This window comes from Chitinophaga ginsengisoli (genome assembly GCF_003014595.1).
GTDB lineage: Bacteria > Bacteroidota > Bacteroidia > Chitinophagales > Chitinophagaceae > Chitinophaga > Chitinophaga ginsengisoli.
Map to the genome: position 1 here is coordinate 582955 of NZ_PYGK01000002.1, position 20945 is coordinate 603899.

The following is a 20945-nucleotide window of genomic DNA, read 5'->3' on the forward strand; positions in this document are numbered from 1 at the left end:
ACAAACCAGGTTTAATTGGTGAACGATGTTTCGTTCCAGTTATCAAAAATATCAAGGGTGTACATGACAGGGCTCTCCAGCATCTGAAAGGCCAGTTCTGCGGAAGTCAGTGCAGATGTACCTTTTGCGATGATGCTGTCTGCAGCCTTTTTCAGATCCAGTACGCGGTTGTTGACTGACAGCATAACACTTGTTTGTCCGACGTTACCCGCCTTGTCTCTCAGCATTTTCCGGAATGTACCATCACTGCTGTCAATACCAAAGTGTATGCCTTCCGGAGGTTGTATAAATACTATCTGCTGCACTTTGCCGGCAAACACACAAAGCTGTATATCGTCTGACAGGCGTTCTATCTTCAGCGGATGTTGCATCCAGTTGCCTGTTTCATCTTTAGCAAATACTCTAATGCCTTTCCAGCCCGATACCAGTTGTGAGCGCAGAAAGAAACCAGTGATATGCCCGTTGATCGTTTTGGGTAATGGTACGGCCTCCCCTTCAGCACCAGGTATAAAGGAGGCATTCGCCTTATTGATCATGATGTTATCAGGCAGGAAGCGTCCGTCCTTGAGCATGTTGAGCAGGGCCCTGGAGTCTTCTGTTGCTACAATGCTCAAAGCGCCGCCAAGCAGGGCTTCTATCCAGTCATAGTCTATATAGAAAGTACCTACAGCTTCATTCGTAATTGTCCCGCTCTCACGGCTGATAAGGTAATGTTCATGTGGAATGAGGTAATTGAGCGGCACGCCTTCCAGCAGAAAGAGCTTACCCAGCCAGTCAGTGATGGTCTGTGGTATCTCGTGTACCGCTCCCCCGCTGCTGACGATGTTGTTCAGCTGTTGCCGGATCTCATCCGGTGTATTAGAAAAGGGCACAGGTGTTTGATCAAACTGGTTGCCTGTATTATACCGGCTGGCCAGGAAATTTTTCATCATATCCTCCAGCGATGTTGTTGCCGTCATTGCACTACTGAATGGCTCGGGAAGCAGATCAGACAGTTGCTGCAGTGCAGCAGTGCTGACTACCTTTCTTTTGCCCTGCAACTTCCACTGGTACAGAGCAGTATTGAAGGTTTTATCTTTCAATGCCAGCAGGCGTCCGAGTTGCCATGCAGCAGCATATGATATATCCACCAGTCCCGTGAGATGATCAAAACGCAACGCTTCATCTGCCGATCTATAGATCTTCGTTTTAGGATTTGCCGGCAGGAAGTTCGGGTTGAAAGGCCCACGGTACCAGGAATAAGTTTGTGCGCCATTGCGGGTCGTATGAGGCAATAACGCATATCCGTAGTCATACGATCTTTTAAGTGCATCATCAGGCCGTGCAGGATAATTTATTTTGAAGGGACTTACATGTAGTCCTTCGCATAACTCAAGGAAATTCTGCCCGGCAGCTACAGTAAAACTCCATGATTGCAGCACCACAAGCCGTACCTTATTTTTCCCTTTGTTTTCAATATACTGATCGACTGTATAGTATCTATGATAGCCTTCCAGTGATACGAGAAATACAGTATTCCTGATGGCCGTGGATTGGTCGGCGGCTCTTACCGGAAGCCTGTTGCCGATGAGAGTGGAAAAGTATCCGTCATCCGATATAGCTGCGCGTTCTTTGCTTTCATCCACCTTTACTTTTCTCACATGCGCCAGGTATGGCAGATTATCTCTGACAGGAGCTACCTGCTTAAATAGTGACAACGGAACATCTATTACATCATATGGGGTATTAATGTCTTCCCAGGGCGCCAGTTTGGGATTTTGTCCGCTCGCGATATCCGTTGATATCTCAGGTACAAATACATTTGTTCCGGGATCCTTCAGGCTTTTCTTTCCGGGAATGATGGCGTCTTCTGCTTTGCCCTGTCCCTTCATCTCGTCTTCGCTGAATAAGAGTAGTGCCATCCAGGGGGCGTGACGCACAGGGTTATTGAGTTGAAAGGTGGTATTAGTGTGTAATTCCCCGTCAATGGTACGCTCCCAGGGCAGGGTACGCCGGTTGAATACGATCTGCGGTAATGTAGTCTCAAAATGCCCCGTCATATCCTTTGGAGGATAAACGGTATAGATGTTGGCCTCCTCCAGCATAAAGCGCGGTGCGCCCACCCATACTTTTTTGACAGCGGTTTCAAAATCCGCGCTGCTGGCTTTTGCCACATCTACTGACAGATCAGCGCTTACCGTATATTCCCCGGCAACCAACTGTGGCAGACATTCATGTAGAAATGTAAGTTGTTCGGGGGCTTGTAATATTTTCTGATCAGTTGCCATTGTCCGCTATGAATTTTTACCTGTTTCGTTTTTATATTGGGGTAAGCCGCCTACCTGTACGATCACTGGTTCAGCGCTCAATGCTGCTACCCATCCATGCAGCCTGCCTGTTGTTACAGTTGCTCCTGTTGCCTCTTGTGCCTGCAGCGCAGCAGCGATAATAGCCTGCCGTGTGGCAGCTATTGCTGCATCATCCAGTTTATTGTTCATGATCGTTTTGATGGGATCACTATAGGCGGTATTATCAGGGCCAGTCAATGCGGCTATATAACTCCACTGTAATGATTCATCAACAGTCCTGAATTTTCCGTTGAGATCAAATCCCGGAGGATCTATTGGTGCGGGTGCTTCTTTCGCGGCAATAGCCACGCCTTTCAACGCATTTGCTAATATCTTTACCTCTTCCGGGTTGTTATTGTTACCGCTTCCCTGATCGTGGCTCCACAATGATCCGGGCACACCTGCAGTATAGGTGGAATATTGGGGCGCAAAGTTGCCGCTCAGCGACTGACCATTCATCATTACCTTCACGCTAAGCGTTGATGCCAGTGTAGTCTCCTGCATAGGACGAATACCGAGGGTTCGGTTACGGTCAGCATATTTTAACAGCCCATTGTCGGTCTGCATGTTGGAGTCAGCTGCAATTTCAGTCAAGGCTCCTGATTGATCAGGCACTCTAACAGTGGTTACCGGTACAGGCACATCAACATTTATCTTCAGCTGATGCGGATTTACAAGCAGGTATTTGATCTCACCTGTGCCTGTGTGTATAGTATATTCATTGATAATACCTGCACTGATGATGATCTCCGGCGTAATTCTTTTGTTGGTATTGGTAGGTATGAATTGTTGTTTGAATGCCGGCCAGTCCAGCTTTTCGGGTTTCTTTTTAGCTGCACTGCCAAAAGGTATGGTAAATGAAAAGACACTCCAGTCCACAAAGGCTTCACCCGCAAAGGGCGGTCCCCAGATATGCAGTTCGGCGCCCATTTCAAGTTTAAAGTGTACCGTAAAAAGCCCCATATCTATATAGGCATCTATCTTCACCCTGATACCCATATCAATAGCATATTGAAAAGGCGCCCAGGCAATAAGCATGTCTGCCCATAGTGTAACACTGGCTGTCAGGAAACTGAGGCTGAAAGTTACTTCCAGTCTGCCACCTGCCATGATAGCGTTGGGTGTTAAGGCATAATAGAGTCCGCCTTTGATTTGCAGTTCATTGGATATCCTCCAGTTAAGTCCCAGCCGGTCTACATCCGGATAATGGGATGGCTTGTTGAACTTAGGATGATATCCACCCAGTGTGATGACAAAATCTCCTGCATGTGGTCCTTTTACCCAGGCGTAGAACGCAAAGCCGCCTGTAAGCTTACAGTTTTTGTCAAGTACATATGAATTGGACGTAAGCATCGCTTCAACCGCAATCACGTCACTATCAGGACCAAAGCTGGCTCTTACGGCAAGTTCTACATAAGCAATGGCTTTGTCTTTTGATGGCCAGGCCAGGATAGACAAACCGAGAATGGCAAATTCAGTTCGCGTACCGAATTGCGCCATAACGAGTACGAATGATTCTATGAGCTTGAAGGAAGTAAACTTAATACCTACTGCAAGCCAGTAATCACCGGGCGATGCGGGTATCCATTGTTTGCTCACCAGTTCCGCCAATATATCATTCAGTGTTTTGGCCGGATTGGGATTAAGTGCCATTGCTACCAATGGAAAGGTATTCACTTCCCTGATGGCTGGCACTTTTACCCGCCGGTTGTAACCAAAACCTGCGGCTATACCTGTTACGAAAAAGAACGCAGGTCCACCGATTGCCCCGGCGTACATGGCATAGATAAATAAAGAAACAGCCCCATCAGGTTTGGGTTCTATCAGTTTACTGTAGGCGCCAATACCACTAACGCTGAACTTTGCCAATGAAAGCTGCGCTGATCCATAGTAGGAATATTGCTCTACGCCTTCTATAGGCGTCGCTCTCAGGAACATGCCGCTGATGCGGATAGGATCTTTGGTATAAGACAATCCGATGCCATCTATATAAAACTCAGGCAGTGCAGGCGGGAACTTCCATTCCAGTTTAAAGCCCAGTCCCAGACTTATCATCTGCATGCCGATACCTGCCATCTGCATAGAAGCATCAAGCAACAGCACTACCCTGCCTTCATTATACGTGAAGCCGATCCGCTGCAGGTTTACAGGCCCTATTTGCTTATCAACCCTGGTCCATTTTGCTTTGGATGCTACTTCTCCTGGAAGCGTGCTTACTTCAGCTGTATCGCCGGTGTTATTTCCTTCACCTGGTGGCAAATAAGTTTTACCTGGACCATCGTTCAATACATAATATTCTTCATGACCATTGATCAGCAATTGTGCTGAGACGTTGAAGCCAGCAGTAATACTCACGGCAGGCATGCCTGCATAACGCTGCAATTCTGACTGAGTAAAGGTACCGCTTGCATACAAGGCAAGTACTTCCTGAAAAGCGAAAGCATCGTCTTTGGCAAACAATGATCCTGCAAGTGGCAGATCTTCGAGGTTGAGGTGAAGACCAGCACCAAGACCTACAAGCAAGGCTGTATTACCATCAACAGCTTTCCTATATAGTAAAAAGGCTTTAAAATCATTCAGTGTCAGCGTGGCATCAGGGATAGCGTTGGGATTACTGAAAACGCTGCCGGCTATATCTCTCAGGTTGATGGTCGTAATGCCCGAATGCAGGTAAGCCGCGTACATGTACCAGTTATCTTCTGTTTTCTGATAGCTCAGGCCGAACCGGTGATTGCCTATACGGAGCACACCGCCAAATGTAAATGCGCTGTCAGCTCCTTCAATTTTCTTATAAGCGGCTTGCAGGGTAGCGTCAATATCTTTACCATTAATGGTAAGCCGTGTTTCGAATGTAATACTGAACTCACTGGAGTGTTCCCCTGTACCATAACTAACAGATAGCGCCCGTATAGCGGGAAGCTGATTAAGGAAACCGGGGATCTCTGTTTTATCACCGGGAGCAAGTGCCTTGAGCAATGCAGGTAAACTGACACCTCTCGGGTCTTCTGTCTTTAAAGTGGCATAAACTGATTTATCAGTGCCATTTAACCGAAGGCCCATTGAAATATCAAACTCAACCGCATTGGTATTGCCAATGCGGGTTGAGCCTGATATATCCAGCAAAAAATGGGATGATTCTGCCATGATTATTACTACCAGTTAAGGAATAATTTTCCCAACAGGTCAATTATTCTGCAGGAGTGGTAACATTAGTGTTTATACATTGTAACGCGCGAGCTACTTAGCTCTTGGGGGCTTCATACAGGGTTGGGTTAGTCGCTATATTGGTAACTCTGAAGCCTACTTTCTTAATAGTAAAGCTACCAAACTTGATGGTCTGTCCTTCTTTTGATGTCACCCAGAAATCGAAAGTTTTCTGCGTGATATTATAGTAGAAGTCTTTGAACAGGATGATAAAGTCTTCCGGATTCTTAGCAGTACCGTCTTCACCTGTTATTGCTGGCAATTGCGCTACAGCATTATCTCCGGTGTTTCTCTTGATCCAGTCGATGAGTACTTTGAGGTTGATTTCGCTTCCCCCTGCTTCATCTGTTTTGTCGCTGAAGTCAATGATCCAGTCACCCTTCGGGTTTTGTTTGGTAACCAGATTCCCCATTCTGATATTCACGATCGCTGCAGCAGCATCGTTTCCTTCCGGTCCAATGGTGAGCTGACCGTTGATGCCTACGCTATATTTTGAAGCGTTGGCAAGACCACTGATTGTAACTGTAGTACCACTCAGTGCAAATGTCCCCCCTACTGCACGGTAGACCACTGTGGCGCCATTGGCCCAGGTTACCTGAATATCGTCATTGGCAGTAGCAAAGTCTTTCCATGTATTTGCTGTTACATTTTCCGCTGTGATTTTTTCGGCAAAAGTGCTGGTACTGTCAAATTTGGCGAGTTCAGTAGCATCTGTGATGGCAGGGATGTTGCTGGAAAGGTTCTTAATTTCTGTAATTGTCATTGTGTTTACGTTTTGAGGTTAATATGTATTTGTAGTGATACCGGTGTTACCGGTTGTTTAGTATTTAATGATGTAGTTGAGCGCTATCCATTTGGGGCGGTTTCTATCGTTTGTATAATTGGTATAAAGTCTTTGTCCGTAATCAGCTATTGAATGCTGGTGGTTACCCGCATCTTGCGTGGTTTGTTGCGAAACGTCGCTACCACCTGTATCTATGCCACTATAGTTTCCGTCATCCATATTTCTCTTATACCAGTTACTTGGGAAAGAATGGCGGTGACTACCAGCAAAGTTGGTATACAAGGTTCTTGCAGGAAAGTCCACGTAATGCCCGTGCTGATCGGCTTCGCCCCGAGTACCAACTGATTCATACGAAAGCGTTGGAACGGCGCCCATAACAAAGACGCCACGAAGATCAGGCACCCTGAATTTGGCGGTAGTTCCATCAGAACCATGCGTGTAACCTATAGCCGCGAACAGATCTTTCTGATCTCCACTGATAGAATAAGCCGTTCCGTCGCAGAGCAGCCATCCAGGAGGAGGAGTAGTCCCTGCATAAGGGAGAACGGTACCTATAGGCATTACCACGCCGGTTTTATCAACGAATCTGCCGTTGGCTTTTACATTTCCATCTACCTGTAATTTTTCTGTGGGCGCATCGGTACCGACACCGACATTTCCATTGGGCAGAATTTTTAAAGCGTCAGTTTGAGCATATAGGTTACTGATCGCTGCAGTGCATACGAATGCTGTAATGAATAGAAAATGCTTCATTTTGATTTGGGATTAAAATATGTATATGATGTCCAGCTATTGCTTTAATACATTTCCGACAGGAGCTTGTTTTTTGGAACAGGGATACGCTCCGGATCCGTAATGAGAGGCTGCAGGAACAACAACAGTGTACAATTATGTCGAAGTGTTACTTTGGGGTGTAACATAACGGGGTCATTAGTATTTTTAAGGGTAACTGTAAAATATGGGGGCAAATGTAAAAACTAAAATTCGATACTGCAAAAATTTTCTGTATGAACGGTAACTGCACATCACCCGTGACTTACCCTCAAACCTTTGCTGATTCTATTTTTAGCCCCCTTAAAATTAATATAACTTATCAGGTAAAGCTATCATTCAGGGCTCCAAACATACAATTATATTTGCTTTTTTAAAGCATGAAGAAATAGCTGCATATATGTCCAAAGAAGGGACCTTACTTCGCGAAGTAGGCTGCCCCGCTCCTTTTTAACGCTACTCCGCTGGTATTCGTTCCAGCATGTAAACGTGTTCCAGTCCATCTACTTCATCCATCACCTCATCTACTTTAACAAAGCCAAAAGATTGGGCAAGCGCTAAAGAAGGTAAATTCTCCGGTGAAATAGACGCGATAAAACGCCGTACAGAGAAAACCTCCTCAGCCCAGTTAGTAATGGCAAAGACAGCTTCTCGCGCATATCCCTTTCTTCTATAATCCGATAAGATCCTATATCCAAGTTCTACTGCTCCTTCCCTATACGGTGTGTCTGCATTGAAACACGGACTGCTGTGAAAACGTATCAAGCCAATCATTTTCATTTCGCCTTTTAGTATGATCCCTCTGGATGCCCAGGGCTTATATTCAGGGTCTTCCTGTAACAAGCGACGGTCTCTTTGCAGCACACTAAGTTCGCCAAAGAATTCCTCCGGGATAGTAGCATGCAGTAGATGTTGAGCTGTTTCAAAATCATTGTTAAGACAAGCACTGGAGACTTCCTCTCCGAGTAATCGCAGTATCAAACGTGGTGTGATGATATCATTTATAGCTTTGGGCATGTAATATAGTTTTCAATCAAGTTGTATTTCAATTCTTTTTTCTTCAGTGTCAATGTCGAACCAATCTGGTTTCTCCGGGTCCGGAATGCACTCTTTAATATCCAGATTCCTTGCGTGCCTGCTAAGCGCCTTGTTTCCGAGCTTCAAAACCAGTTCATATTCTGATTGTCCATCTTTACCTATAAATGCTTTCAAAGTGATCTTCCTACTATCATGTATAGATTTTTGAGAATAGTTATACCCGGTCGCAAACGGCAAAACACCATCACACCAAAAGCCACTTATTTCTTCATTGTTTGAATGCTGAAACACCTTGCAGATTTCATACTCTAAAAACTGATAAAAATCCTGATCTAACATTTATATTGCATTTATAGGGATATCATAAAGGGGATCTCAATTATTTGCCTTATAGTACTCAATTATTTCCGAAAGCTTCTTGTCTGAAATGCTAAACTTGTATAGATCAAACTTCTCCACTATTTCGTCCTTTCTGAAAATGAGCAAATATTTATTCATGGTGCGCCCTTCATATTTATACATAATACAGGTCTCAACAATATCTCTCCAGTAAAATTTATTCTTGCGAATGCTAATAGCGTCGCGATTAACTCTTATCGTGTAAATATATCTCTTATTAAAAAATGAATTTCTAAGTATCAAATAAATTATGAAGGACATCATGAAAAAGCCGAAGAGAAAGACCAAAAATGGAAATGTATATTCTAACAAAAGCTTTAAAATCCACATCCATACATAGGCCGGCAAAAGCACCAAAGCTATGCTGAAAACTTGAAGAGAACGTGAGGGCCTGATGATTTTCTCTTTACCCCATCGCTTGCTTTTCAAGGCCCCGGCAATGGACTTGGTTGATCTAATTCCCGGAAAGTTCATGGTCAACTTCTCCCACCATGTCATTTTGAGCTCTTCGCTTTTAATAAAATCGTTCCTGGACGTCATTTGGTGAATGTTGGCGGTGTATGTTAAAACGTACGAGCAGTACTTTTACTGCCCAATACTGTGCAAATATACTAAATCATTCCTGCCGTAGTGTAAACTACTCGTACGGGGAAACCTGATAGATATATCACCAACGCATCCCCCCGAACATAATTAAGTGTTTTCTAGACATTCAATTAATTTATGTTTAAATTTAACTGGCCAATTACTCCGTTATGAAAAATATTTTGCTGATCAATCTCTGTATACTTCTATACAGCGCCTCACTAGCGCAATCCATCCCTCCGTCTTCAAAAAACAATGACCCTGCGTTTATTGATATAAACCTGGAACAGGTCGTCGGACCGATGAAACCCGTATGGGCCTGGTTTGGCTACGATGAGCCTAACTATACCTACATGAAGGACGGAAAGAAGTTGCTAAGCGAAATAGCCCAACTCAGCCCGGTCCCGGTATATGTCAGAACGCACAGCCTGTTGGTAACAGGAGATGGTAAGGCTGCCCTAAAATGGGGCTCCACCAACGTCTATACTGAGGATGCTGATGGCAAGCCGGTGTACAACTGGGCTATCATCGATAGTATCTTTGACACTTATATCAACCGGGGTATGAAACCCCTGGCGCAAATCGGCTTTATGCCCCAGGCGCTGTCTACACATCCTGAGCCTTACCGGCACTACTGGAAGCCCGGCGATCCTTACACCGATATCATCACCGGCTGGGCATATCCACCTAAAGACTACGACAAATGGCGTGAGCTCGTCTATCAATGGGCGAAGCACTCCGTGGAACGTTATGGAAAAAAGGAAGTGGAAAGCTGGTATTGGGAAGTATGGAATGAGCCCAACGGGTACTATTGGAAGGGTACTCAGGAGGAGTTCTTCAAACTATACGACTACGCCGCCGATGGTATAAAAAAGGCCCTGCCTACCGCCAGAATAGGTGGTATCAATGTGGCCGGTACCAGCAGCAAAACCGCTACAGAATGGACCACTAAATTTATTGAGCACTGCATTTCAGGTACCAACTACGCTACCGGCAAAACAGGTGCGCCCTTAGACGCATTGCTGTTTCACGCTAAAGGAAGTCCCAGGTTGGTAGACGGTATGGTCAGAATGAACATGTCACCTCAACTGCGTGATATTTCGGCAGGGTTCCGTATCGCCGCCTCATATCCGCAAACCAGCAAGCTGCCGTTAATCATAGGTGAATCAGATCCCGAAGGCTGCGCTGCCTGCGGTATGGCTACTAATCCGGAGAATGCTTACCGGAATGGGACCTTATATTCAAGTTATACAGCGGCTTCCTTTGCACGCGAATATCTGCTGGCAGATCAGTATAAGATTAACTTCCTTGGTGCGGTATCATGGTCATTCGAATTTGAAGACCAGCCCTGGTTCTATGGCTTCAGAGATCTGGCCACCAATGGCGTGGATAAGCCTGTATTAAACGTTTTCAGGATGTTTGGTATGATGAGTGGCGACAGGGTAACAGTTTCCGCCAACCGCATGTATTCACTGCAGACAGTCGTGGATTCCAGTATCAAAGGTACGCAGACCGAAATCGGCGCCCTTGCCACCAAAGCTGCGACATCTGCGGCAGTAATGGTGTGGAATTACCATGATGAAGATAAAAAGGGTGCTGCTGAGCCGGTGACATTAACCTTTAAAGGTATTCCGGCAAAAAAGGTAACAGCGAAAACCTACCTTATTGACAGTGACCATAGCAATTCCTATGAAGTATGGAAAAAGATGGGCTCACCACAGCATCCAACAAAAGAACAGATTGCAACACTGGAGAAAGCCGGCAAGTTACAATGTGTGCAACAGCAGCAAAAGACAACTAATGCTGGCGAGCTTCAGCTGGTCTTTCCTTTACAGCGTCAGGCAGTGGCACTGGTAATACTGAACTGGTAATAATAGCCAACCGGCCATTACTATCCAGATGATTATATTTCTCAGATCATTCCTGCCGGAGTGTAATGGCCGGATTTAACATCGCTGTGCGATACGTTTGTATACCTATGGTGAGTATACCAACTAATGAAAGGCTACCCAGACATACCACATAAATCCAGATACCCGGCGTAGCCCGGTAAGTGAAAATATTCAGGAACAACGATCCCAGGAAGCCTCCCAACGGCAGACCAACAAGCGCCGCTATGAGGATCAGCTTTACAAAACTCCAGGATAAAAGACGCATCATCTGCCCCACTCCTGCTCCCATTACCTTGCGAATGCCGACTTCCTTCACCCGTTTCTCCATATTATACGTCACTATTCCCAGCATACCAAGAGACGCTATAACAAACACGATCAGGATAATAACACCAAACAATTTCAAGTCCTCATTTTCCATGTAATCATCATACATCTGTTGCTCATACCAGCTGTATAAAAACGGTTCATAAGGATACAGTCGCTTCCAGAGCCCCTGAAGGGATGCTACAAGCGGTTCTTGTTTAACGCCATCCTGGACTGACAATGAAAGTGTTTTAAAGGCATAGGGGTCATATTGTAATACTAAAGGTGTGACAGGCATCTCATATCGCATGAAATTGAAGTTCTTTACCACTCCGGCTATTATCATTTCACTGCTATCCAGAACGATGGTCTGCCCGATACTACTTCGGGCGTCTGTGAGGCCCAATGACTGTACTGCCTTTTCATTGATCACCACAAAGTGACCTTTAAGGCTGTCGGAACTGCTCTCCGGTAAATTATTACCCGCTACAAACCTGAGCTGCATATTACGGATGAAGGCTGCATCTACCGCATATTTATACGCCTGCAAGGGCTCCATCCCATCTTTGATACGGCTATTCCGGGTGATCGTTGCCGGTGCCGCCGACTCATTAAAGGGAGCTGAAGCAGCACCCACACTATTAACCCCAGATAACTTGGACATCTCATTGCTGAGCAGACGGTAAGTATTATGATCTGCCAACGGGATATTAAGAATGTTCTTCCGGTTAAAGTTGTCATTGTCCGTTGCCATATAACGGAACTGACTATACATCACAGCACTGAACACCATAAACACCAGCGATACGACAAACTGGACCACGATCAGCACCTTGCGAAAACCTATTTTCCGGGAACCTACTGTTTCCACCGCTCCCTTCAGCATCACAACCGGTTTGCCATATGACAGGATCCGCGCTGGGGCTATACCAGCTGCAATGCCGGTAAAAAGGGCAAAACCCATGAACGCCAGCCATAACACAAGCGGGTGTTGCACGTCCCACGTCAACCAACGGGCATAAATAAACGATTTCATGAATTGTAGCCCTAAAAAGCCTATTATCAATGCACAGAAAGCCAATAGCACACTCTCCATCAGCAACTGCAACACCAGCTGCCACCGAGCAGCACCAGCAACTTTACGAACCCCTATCTCCCGGGCCCTGCTCAGCGAACGGGTAAGCGTCAGGTTGGTGTAATTAAATATCGCCAGCGATATTATGACCAGCATCATGATGATATTTACCAGTACCTTAAACCAGGGCTCTACGCCCGGATTATTCAACAGCCCCTGAAAGTCCGGTGAGATCCTGCTGACAAGCTGCCTGCGGAAACCCAGCTCTTTAATACCAGTGAGGTCCACATGCTTTTTATTATCTGCTACTACCTGCGCCAGCATACCGTCCAACCGGGCAGATGAAACGCCTTTTTGCAACAGCACATAAGTGCATGCATTATAATTAAGCCAGTCATTCTGGTTAACCGTAGGATTAAGCGATGGATAAGTAGCAATGGATACTACCAGATCCGCCTCCAGGTGGGTCTGCTTTGCCCCCAGCGGTGCAAATACACCTGTAACGGTGAAAGCGCCCATCTCTTTATTCTCAAGGACTTTACCTATAGGATCAACATTACCAAAGAACTTCTCTGCTGTCTCGTGAGAGAGTACCACCGTATAAGGCACTATCGCAGGCTTCCCTTTCTCCAACGGAAAGGCAAAGAGCTGAAAATAGCCGGGACTTACATAGTGTCCCCAGGCTGATAACGACTTTATCCGGTTACTAAAGCTACCGCCAAAGCCACGGATCACCTGTGCCATCTGCTCAATACCACTTTGCTCCTGTAACAATTTAGGCCCCAGCGGTAAGGGTGTCATAGCAAGCGGAAATGTTTTACCATCTTTATTGGTAACATCTGTAAGAATGCGGTAGGTACGGTCAGGATAAGGGTGAAAAGTATCTTTCTCAAAACTACTCTGGACCTGTATAATGATCAGCAGGCACATAGCCATCGCCAGCCCGAGCCCTATCAGGTTGATCAGCGAAAACAACCGGTGCTTCCATAGATTGCGCCAGGCAATACTCAAATAGTTTCTTAACATGTTATTTCATTTTCAACTCCGTACAGGACTCACTAAAGCTGAATTAGTGAAACACTGAATAAAGCTGCTAACCAGTGCAGATAAATATTCCACTGTACTGCAAGCTAAGAAAATGCCTGATTACAAAATAATGATAGTTAAGTGGTTAATAATTCACATTGCACAAATATGTCCGGTTTTGAGACAATTCATGTCCAGTGACGAACGTTCTTTTGGGTGTTGGGCGTACAACTATAGAACTTTGATAACTGCTGGTGCGTACTGCAGGATATGTGATGCTCGTCAAATACAGTCACCAATGCATCCCCCGGAAAGTCCCATTTACATCGAACGTAATCCGGTAATCACGCCTGGCTGCCCGTATCATGATATACCATTCCTTTACATGCACCGCCTTGATCTGGCTAAAGTAGACGAATTGTATCGGCTCAGCCCCTTCAATTGTTTTTGACTTTTCCACAGCAATATCATATACCTTTTTTGCAGTGCTGAACTTCACTTCATCCAAAGGCATCAGCAGCATCTCAAGAGGAAAATGCTGCATACCCGCCATCTTCACTGGCTTTTGTATTTCCCATGCCCCATGACTGTAGGCATAAGTATCCACATTACCGGGGTTGTCGGGATCCTGCAGGTCTACAGATATCATGCCTCCCTGATAATCATAAAAATAAAAGCCCGCCATGAAAAACAGTTTCTTCCCTTTAAGATGAGGCATATTATATAGTGCCTGTTGAATACTGTCAAGCGTTGCAGCGCTTTCAAAAATGCTGCTGGAAACCTCCTCCGAAGTGGATGAAATTACAGTGGAAGAGGAAAAGGTAGTGGATGAAGAAGACGTATTACCAACAGCCGGTGCTTGTTTCTTTTGAGCGACCGGATGCAGCGTTTCATCAATACTTCTTCTGAATTCCTTACAGGATGCCATCAAAAAGAAGGTCAGCAGAATGGTAGATATCTTATAATGTGAGGTCTTCATAAAATACTATTCTCTCCGGTTTATCGGGTAAAAACATGATCTCTTTAGGCCCGCAATCAAGTTTATGAATCTCAAGTAGTGAAACTATTTTCTTGTAAACAGCTTTACGCCTGTTATTTTGCGGGTCTGTATATTCAATATCAAATTGCACCTGTGGCTGCTCATTAATGTATGTGCCCGTCTGCTTGAAGTTCAGAACGGTAGCTGTAGTCTTAATACCATACATGACCATGTGAAGCGGTTGCTCCGGAGCGCCTGATGCTTTTCCGATAAAGCCCATCAGCAACATGATGAATATGCCAACGCCAATGTTTATCAGCGGCACTGAAATCCAGGGATGCGACAATCTGAGAAACCGCCAGCCAGATCCCTGACTTTCCAATCTATAAGAAATGATAGGGTAAACGATAGCTGCCGCAAGCAGAAGGAGGAAAATAACCGAATAGAGTAATACCATGCCTTTATTACGTGACACGTCCAGCGATTTCGGAACAAATAACGCCTCCCTCCCATTGATACCGGCGCTCATTTCGATCGTATTGCCCTCTTCGAAACGTTTTTCAAAGGGTCTGGCGTCGTTCAATTCGTAGGCTAACTCCACATGCGTTCCGGCAAGATTGCTGAATGCCAACCTGAGTTCGAGCGTGACAGCATCACGGATAACGCCTGTCTGTACCTTTCGGATGATTTTTGCCATAATGGTAGTTCCTTCCCTGGCAGTCCGCTCCAAACGCAGTTTATCCGTAAACACTACTTTGATGAAGAAACGGCTATATAATCCGATCGCCACCAGCCAGCTGAGGGCTCCAAGGCCCAGGTATAGAAAGGCGATACCGGCACTCTCCTGTGGTTCACCCCACCCCTCATTGTAGTACAGGAAGGTCGGCAATGCAACGGTAAACCCGAGTGTATAAAGGGACCAGAAAGAAAGACCGAAGTCAGGTTTTTTCATGGTACAAAGGTGAGCTGGCATTTCCCCCAAAGCAAATATCAGCTACCTACGGAGTATCTACTGCTGGCTAAAGCGCGTCTACAAAACGACTACAGGTCATATAATTCCCTACTATTCACATAATTACACATACTACAAGAGATGGTATTCTCAATGGTTTTCACACCGGTCTTATTGATTTATAGTAATTTGCCAACATGAAATCCTTATTGTTGCTATTTATTTGTCTGACCGGCTTAGGTGGTTTTGCCCAAACCAGGTTGTCCGATAGTCTACAATCAGCCATTGCCCTCCCCCATACCAGCGAGCATGATAAAGTAATGTTATTAAATCAGCTGGGAGAGTTTTACCGGGTCAATAAAGAATATACAAAGGCGATGGCTACCGCCCGGGAAAGTATAACGATTGCCTTACGTGCAAATAACCTGACCGATGCCTCTAAAGCTTATCTGCTACTTTTAAATAGCAGGATCGGTGCCCAGGAACTGGCCCAGATAAGACAATTGAGTGATACGCTACTCTCAACAGCAAAGAAGGCCAATACCCCTATCTCCATGGCCTATGCTTATTATGGACAGGCACTGCTGTTTAAAACACTTGAACATCCGGATGCCGTGATGAAATACTGCCAGATGGCCCTGGCGGCAATGGACAGGAACCAGGACCCTTATATCGCTGCCAAGATCTATTATCAGCTGTATGCCATTAATGCGAACTGGAACAATGGGGCAAAAGTGTATCAATATGCCAGCCTGGCGCTGGAGAATGCCTTAAAAACTACTGATTATACCCTCCTGAGCAATTGCTACAATGCGATGTCAACAGCTCATGAATATAAATACGAAGAGAATCATCAGCAGGCAGCGCTTGACAGCATCTTTTATTACCTGGATCAATCTGAGCAGCTCTATAGCCGTTACCCCGGACAACTAAACAATTATGCTTATGCAATAAGCTGCATCAATATCGCCAGTTATTACCAAAGATTCTTTTCCCCTACGGATAACCATGCACAGACACAAGGCATCCACTATGCAAACAAGGCTCGAACAGTACTGAAAGATGCTCCCAATAGCCAGGAGGTAATAGCCAGCAGCCTGGGCATCTTGAGCGAATATGCCAAACGAGACGACAGGAATGAAGATGTGGAGCGCTATCTGCTGGAAGCCTATCATGTGATGCTGACGCAACAGCCTCCCTACTATTATACGATGATCAATGTGACAAAAGGATTGGCTGATTTCTATGAGAGCCGAAAAGATTATCAGAATGCCCTCAAATTCCAGCAGCTCGTAAATGAATACAGCAGCAAAAGCTTTGACCAGCAAAAAGCATCAAAGGCTCAAAAGCTTGAAATAGAATATCAAACAGAAAAGGCCAATAACGAAGTACGCTTCCTGAAAGAGCGTGAGAAAAGCCAGCAGCAAAGAAACTTCTTATACACCTGTATTGCCATTGTCTCCGTATTATTTCTCCTGTTCCTCTTCCGCTCTTATCATTTCAGATTACGCTATTCCTTACAGCGTGAAAAACAACTGGAACTGGAAAAACAGGATTCCAAACTGCAGTTGAAGCTGGAGAAAGAAGAACAGGCCAGACTAAGGGCAGAGCAGCAATTGATGGAGATACAACAGCAACAGCTGAAAAAAGAAGTAATGGCCAATGTATTGCAACTGGAACATAAGAATCAGATGTTGTACAATCTGAAGGATAAGCTGGCCGGAGGAGATGAAGTGAACATGCAAAAGGTATTGAAGGAAGAAATGGTCCTGGATGATGACTTTGAACAAGCCAAACTACAGATCCAACAAGTACATGCCGACTTTTTTCAATTACTGAACGAGAAGGCACAGCGAAAACTTACCTTGCTTGACCTGAAGCTATGCGCTTACCTCTATCTTCAGATGGATACACGACAGATTGCACAGCTGATGCATGTTGAGGCTAAAAGTGTCAGAATGAGCCGTTATAGGATCAAACAAAAACTAGGTCTGGAAAAAGAGCAGGACCTGAACGCTTTTTTGCAGGGTTTGAAGTAGGATACCCTGTTATCAATGACTGAAGCGGGCTTTGTATTCCGTCGGACTTAAGCCTGCCACCTTTTTAAAGACCGTCCGGAAAGCTTTTATGTCAACATAGCCTACCGAATACATTACCTGATTTATATTTTTACGACCGGCCTCCAGTTCCCTTTTTGCCGCTTCTATCTTTACCTGCTGAATATAATCAACCGGAGGTATCTGGGTAGCCTTTTTGAACCTCCTTGAAAAGTTTACCCGGTCCATATGACATTGGGCAGCAAGCAGGTCTACTGTTATTTTCTCTTCTATATTCGATTCTATAAATTCCTGAATATGTCTGATCGTATCATCCGTATGGCTTTTAAGCCCGTTAAAGATGCTAAACGGCGCCTGCGACTGTCTCTCGATATCAAGCTGTAATACCTTCGAGCAATAAAGCGCAGTTTCACGTCCATTGTATTTTTCAACGAGGTACAGCCATAAGTTAAAGGCTGACATCCCACCACCAGCAGTATAGATCCCTTTATGATCTGTAATAATCTTATCAGTTGCCAGTTTCAGATTTGGGAACATACGCTTAAAAGCCGCCTCCGCTTTCCAATGCGTCGAACAGATTTTATCGTCCAGCAACCCGCTTGATGCAAGCAGAAAGGCGCCGGTACAAAGGCTGGCTACCTCTGCGCCACACTTATATTGATCAACCACCCATGCCAGGGCATTGGCGTATTTCCCTGCCGCATTTTCCTCTGGTTCAAATGCCGGGATAATAATACAATCTGTTTTTTCAACCTCGCTGACACTTTTTAACGAGTTAAGCGAAAAAAAAGAATTCAGCATCGGTTGTCCGAATTCATCTCCCACCAATTGGATCTCGTAATAAGGCGCCTCTCCCTTCTTATGTAAAAACTGGTTGGCTTTTTCAAAAACCTCGATAGCACCAAACAATGAAGTTGGCTTCAGCTTTCCTCCGGTCAGCAAAAAACTGATTTGTTTCATGTATCGAAGATACACCCACTCATTTGCACAAACAACCCCTTAAGTTGCTATATATACACCCCTTTACCACCCTTACCCGACAATACCTTTGCAGCAAATACACATCTATCATCTTCTAAAAGACAAACAAATGGGAAAGATAACCTGCCTGATCAACACCACTGCCGACGGCTTTGTGGACAGCCATTATGTAATCGCAGATGCCGAGTTCCATGAGTATGTACATGGCCTGCTAAAGAACACAGAAACCCTCGCCTTTGGTAAAAACACCTTTGAACTATTCCAGGGCATCTGGCCTCCCATACTCGAAAAGGAAGGCCAGCCAGACTCACAGGTGAAAATGGCAAAGGCGCTCCATGAGATCAATAAAATCGCATTCTCCGACACCCTGCAACAAACAACCTGGCATAATTCCAGTATTGAAACACTCGACAGCGAAAAGATTGACAATTTTCGGCATGCAGACCGAAAAGATCTGCTCACCATCGGAAGCCCTGGTATAGTAAGTGCTTTGACCAGCTTACAATTGGTGGATGAATATCATTTCCCTATTCAGCCGGCTATTGCAGGACATGGGCAATCACGCCTGTTCGACCGGATAAAACTGGAAAACAAACAGCCTTTGAAATTTATCAAGGCCACACCATTGAAATCAGGGGTTGTTATTATTCACTACCAGGTTGTAAGACCGAATAATTAAATGCGGTCCGGAAAATGGGCATCTACTAACCACCATCAGGCCTATACTATTGGACAAATAGGGTTACCGAGAAAGGAATTAGTTAAAGAAGGAATGAAATATTTCAGTTAAGTGTTAGTTGTTAGACGCTGTAAGAAGAAATTTTGCATCTTTGATAAAATCACTGCATAAAAATGTCCCCATCTGAGATGTTGAATCGTTATTCAGGTATAAAAACATTAACACATGAAAGACTTCTTACTGATTTACAGGGCAGATTATGGCGTCGTTGCTAACGCATCACCAGAAGAAATGCAGGTTCGTACCCAGGGCTGGATGGACTGGATTGCCGGCATTGCTGCACAAAATAAGTTGACTGACCGCGGCAACAGGCTGATGCCGCAGGCAACAGTCCTGAAAAACGAGGACATTGTTACAGACGGGCCGTTCGCTGAAATCAAGGAGTCCATTATGGGCTATTCCATCATAAAGGCAACTTCTATGGAAGAGGCAGCCGCACTCTCCAAAGGATGTCCGATTTTCAAGGTGGGAGGCACCGTAGAGGTACGGGAAATTAATGCTTTATAATGGAACTCCTGCCCCATTTATTCCGGACAGAGTACAGCAAAATCGTTGCTGTACTCTGCCATTCCTATGGTCTTGACCACATCGAGATTGCAGAAGATATTGCCAGTGAGACTTTTCTCAAAGCTGCGGAGGTATGGAGCAGTAAAGGAGTACCGCCCAATCCAACAGCCTGGTTATATACAGTAGCGAAAAATCAAACGAAGGATTATTTCAGGCATAAAGCTATTGTCGATAGTAAGGTAAAAGGTATGCTGGAAAGTGCAAGCCCTCAAACAGAAGCAGCCATTGAATTCACTGATGGATTAATTGCAGATAGTCAGCTGGCGATGATCTTTGCAATTTGCCATCCCGACAACGCGCCGCAGTCGCAGGTCTGTCTTGCCCTTCAGATACTCTGCGGTTTTAGTGTTGAAGAAATTGCCGGCACGTTCCTCACCAATACAGAGACAATCAAAAAACGCTTACACAGGGCAAGGACCACACTCCGCAATCATCAATTTCAGATCCCGACGCTTACTGAAACAGCGATACAATCCAGGTTGGACACTGTTTTAAAGACCATCTATCTGCTCTTTAATGAAGGCTATTTTTCCCGTACGGGTGATCAGGCCATCCGTAAAGACTTGTGTTCAGAAGCGATACGGCTGACTGTTCTACTGGCAGCACATCCGCTTACTAATACACCACAGGTCAATGCATTACTTGCACTACTTTATTTTCAAAGCTCCCGCCTTGATGCAAGAGTGGATGATCATGGTGAAGCGATCCTCTTTGAGCACCAGGACAGAACACGCTGGGATCAGGCACTTATTGATAAAGGGAATCATTTCCTGATAACAGCCTGCCAGGGAAACCAACTTTCAAAATATCATCTCGAAGCAGCCATTGCTTACTGGCATGTTACGCCAACCGATACTAATAAGTGGCAACATATCCTTTCCCTATACGACCAGTTGCTGCTGATTGATCATTCACCGATGGTGGCGCTCAACCGGGCTTTCGTGGTAGCCCAGATCCGGGGCCATGACAAAGCTATCCAGGAAGTGGAACAACTGGAGTTGCAGCATAATAGCTTTTATCATTCTCTCCTTGGGTATTTGTACGCTGGGACGAATATAACTGTCGCCATCAGCCACTACAATATGGCGATAGCATTGTGTAAATCCAGTGTAGAAAAGCAGACGCTTGCCAAAGAAATAAAGCTATTGCAGGATAAACTGGCAGGTTCGTTTTAATGAATCAGCACAACCCAATACTACTGTGCCTCAAAGAAAGTCATTCCTAAGGGCTGTTTGAGACTAATGCACCCTGAGCCGTCCAGAC

Annotated in this window: 16 protein-coding genes; 5 read left to right on the top strand and 11 right to left on the bottom strand. The window is 45.1% G+C overall.

The window, feature by feature from the left end:
• Positions 1 to 11 precede the first annotated feature (11 nt).
• The 7 genes from CLV42_RS06925 to CLV42_RS06955 form a co-directional block, all read right to left on the bottom strand.
• Positions 12 to 2267, bottom strand: a complete 2256-nt coding sequence (locus CLV42_RS06925) for a hypothetical protein (RefSeq protein ID WP_106601160.1) — start codon at positions 2265 to 2267, stop codon at positions 12 to 14.
• Positions 2268 to 2273: 6 nt separating this feature from the next.
• Positions 2274 to 5471 carry a DUF6603 domain-containing protein gene (locus tag CLV42_RS06930; RefSeq protein ID WP_106601161.1) on the bottom strand — a complete coding sequence of 1066 codons (3198 nt, stop codon included), beginning with the start codon at positions 5469 to 5471 and terminating at the stop codon, positions 2274 to 2276.
• 97 nt (positions 5472 to 5568) lie between these two features.
• On the bottom strand, positions 5569 to 6294 hold the full coding sequence (locus CLV42_RS06935) for a hypothetical protein (protein ID WP_106601162.1): 726 nt from the start codon (positions 6292 to 6294) through the stop codon (positions 5569 to 5571).
• Between the two features lie 57 nt (positions 6295 to 6351).
• Positions 6352 to 7068, bottom strand: a complete 717-nt coding sequence (locus CLV42_RS06940; protein WP_106601163.1) for a tail fiber protein — start codon at positions 7066 to 7068, stop codon at positions 6352 to 6354.
• Between the two features lie 474 nt (positions 7069 to 7542).
• Complete coding sequence (locus CLV42_RS06945) at positions 7543 to 8103, bottom strand: GNAT family N-acetyltransferase (RefSeq protein ID WP_106601164.1); 561 nt, start codon at positions 8101 to 8103, stop codon at positions 7543 to 7545.
• Positions 8104 to 8115: 12 nt separating this feature from the next.
• The gene (locus CLV42_RS06950; RefSeq protein ID WP_106601165.1) at positions 8116 to 8463 is read right to left on the bottom strand and encodes a hypothetical protein; all 348 of its coding nucleotides are present in this window, start codon (positions 8461 to 8463) and stop codon (positions 8116 to 8118) included.
• A gap of 36 nt (positions 8464 to 8499) precedes the next feature.
• The gene (locus tag CLV42_RS06955) at positions 8500 to 9063 is read right to left on the bottom strand and encodes a hypothetical protein (protein ID WP_106601166.1); all 564 of its coding nucleotides are present in this window, start codon (positions 9061 to 9063) and stop codon (positions 8500 to 8502) included.
• A gap of 215 nt (positions 9064 to 9278) precedes the next feature.
• On the opposite strand from CLV42_RS06955, the gene CLV42_RS06960 reads away from it, so the two are divergent.
• Entirely contained in the window at positions 9279 to 10979 is a 1701-nt protein-coding gene (locus CLV42_RS06960; protein WP_106601167.1) for a GH39 family glycosyl hydrolase, read from the top strand.
• A gap of 46 nt (positions 10980 to 11025) precedes the next feature.
• On the opposite strand, the gene CLV42_RS06965 is transcribed toward CLV42_RS06960, so the two are convergent.
• The 3 genes from CLV42_RS06965 to CLV42_RS06975 form a co-directional block, all read right to left on the bottom strand.
• A complete protein-coding gene (locus tag CLV42_RS06965) occupies positions 11026 to 13407 on the bottom strand; it encodes an ABC transporter permease (protein ID WP_106601168.1) in 2382 nt (793 codons plus the stop codon).
• A gap of 292 nt (positions 13408 to 13699) precedes the next feature.
• Positions 13700 to 14386 carry a hypothetical protein gene (locus CLV42_RS06970; RefSeq protein ID WP_106601169.1) on the bottom strand — a complete coding sequence of 229 codons (687 nt, stop codon included), beginning with the start codon at positions 14384 to 14386 and terminating at the stop codon, positions 13700 to 13702.
• The gene (locus CLV42_RS06975; RefSeq protein ID WP_106601170.1) at positions 14367 to 15338 is read right to left on the bottom strand and encodes a hypothetical protein; all 972 of its coding nucleotides are present in this window, start codon (positions 15336 to 15338) and stop codon (positions 14367 to 14369) included. Before CLV42_RS06975 ends, CLV42_RS06970 begins: the two co-directional genes overlap by 20 nt.
• Before the next feature lie 197 nt (positions 15339 to 15535).
• Between CLV42_RS06975 and CLV42_RS06980 the strand changes: the two genes are divergently transcribed.
• Positions 15536 to 17377 carry a helix-turn-helix transcriptional regulator gene (locus CLV42_RS06980; protein ID WP_106601171.1) on the top strand — a complete coding sequence of 614 codons (1842 nt, stop codon included), beginning with the start codon at positions 15536 to 15538 and terminating at the stop codon, positions 17375 to 17377.
• A gap of 12 nt (positions 17378 to 17389) precedes the next feature.
• Here CLV42_RS06980 and CLV42_RS06985 read toward each other — a convergent pair whose 3' ends face one another.
• On the bottom strand, positions 17390 to 18355 hold the full coding sequence (locus tag CLV42_RS06985) for a GlxA family transcriptional regulator (protein ID WP_106601172.1): 966 nt from the start codon (positions 18353 to 18355) through the stop codon (positions 17390 to 17392).
• Positions 18356 to 18485: 130 nt separating this feature from the next.
• Here CLV42_RS06985 and CLV42_RS06990 point away from each other — a divergent pair, with 130 nt between their 5' ends.
• The 3 genes from CLV42_RS06990 to CLV42_RS07000 all read left to right on the top strand — a co-directional run bounded on the left by CLV42_RS06990 (position 18486) and on the right by CLV42_RS07000 (position 20857).
• Positions 18486 to 19055 carry a dihydrofolate reductase family protein gene (locus CLV42_RS06990; protein WP_106601173.1) on the top strand — a complete coding sequence of 190 codons (570 nt, stop codon included), beginning with the start codon at positions 18486 to 18488 and terminating at the stop codon, positions 19053 to 19055.
• A 225-nt stretch (positions 19056 to 19280) separates the two neighbouring features.
• Complete coding sequence (locus CLV42_RS06995; protein ID WP_106601174.1) at positions 19281 to 19622, top strand: YciI family protein; 342 nt, start codon at positions 19281 to 19283, stop codon at positions 19620 to 19622.
• Complete coding sequence (locus CLV42_RS07000) at positions 19622 to 20857, top strand: RNA polymerase sigma factor (protein ID WP_106601175.1); 1236 nt, start codon at positions 19622 to 19624, stop codon at positions 20855 to 20857. Before CLV42_RS06995 ends, CLV42_RS07000 begins: the two co-directional genes overlap by 1 nt.
• Positions 20858 to 20945: the final 88 nt, after the last annotated feature.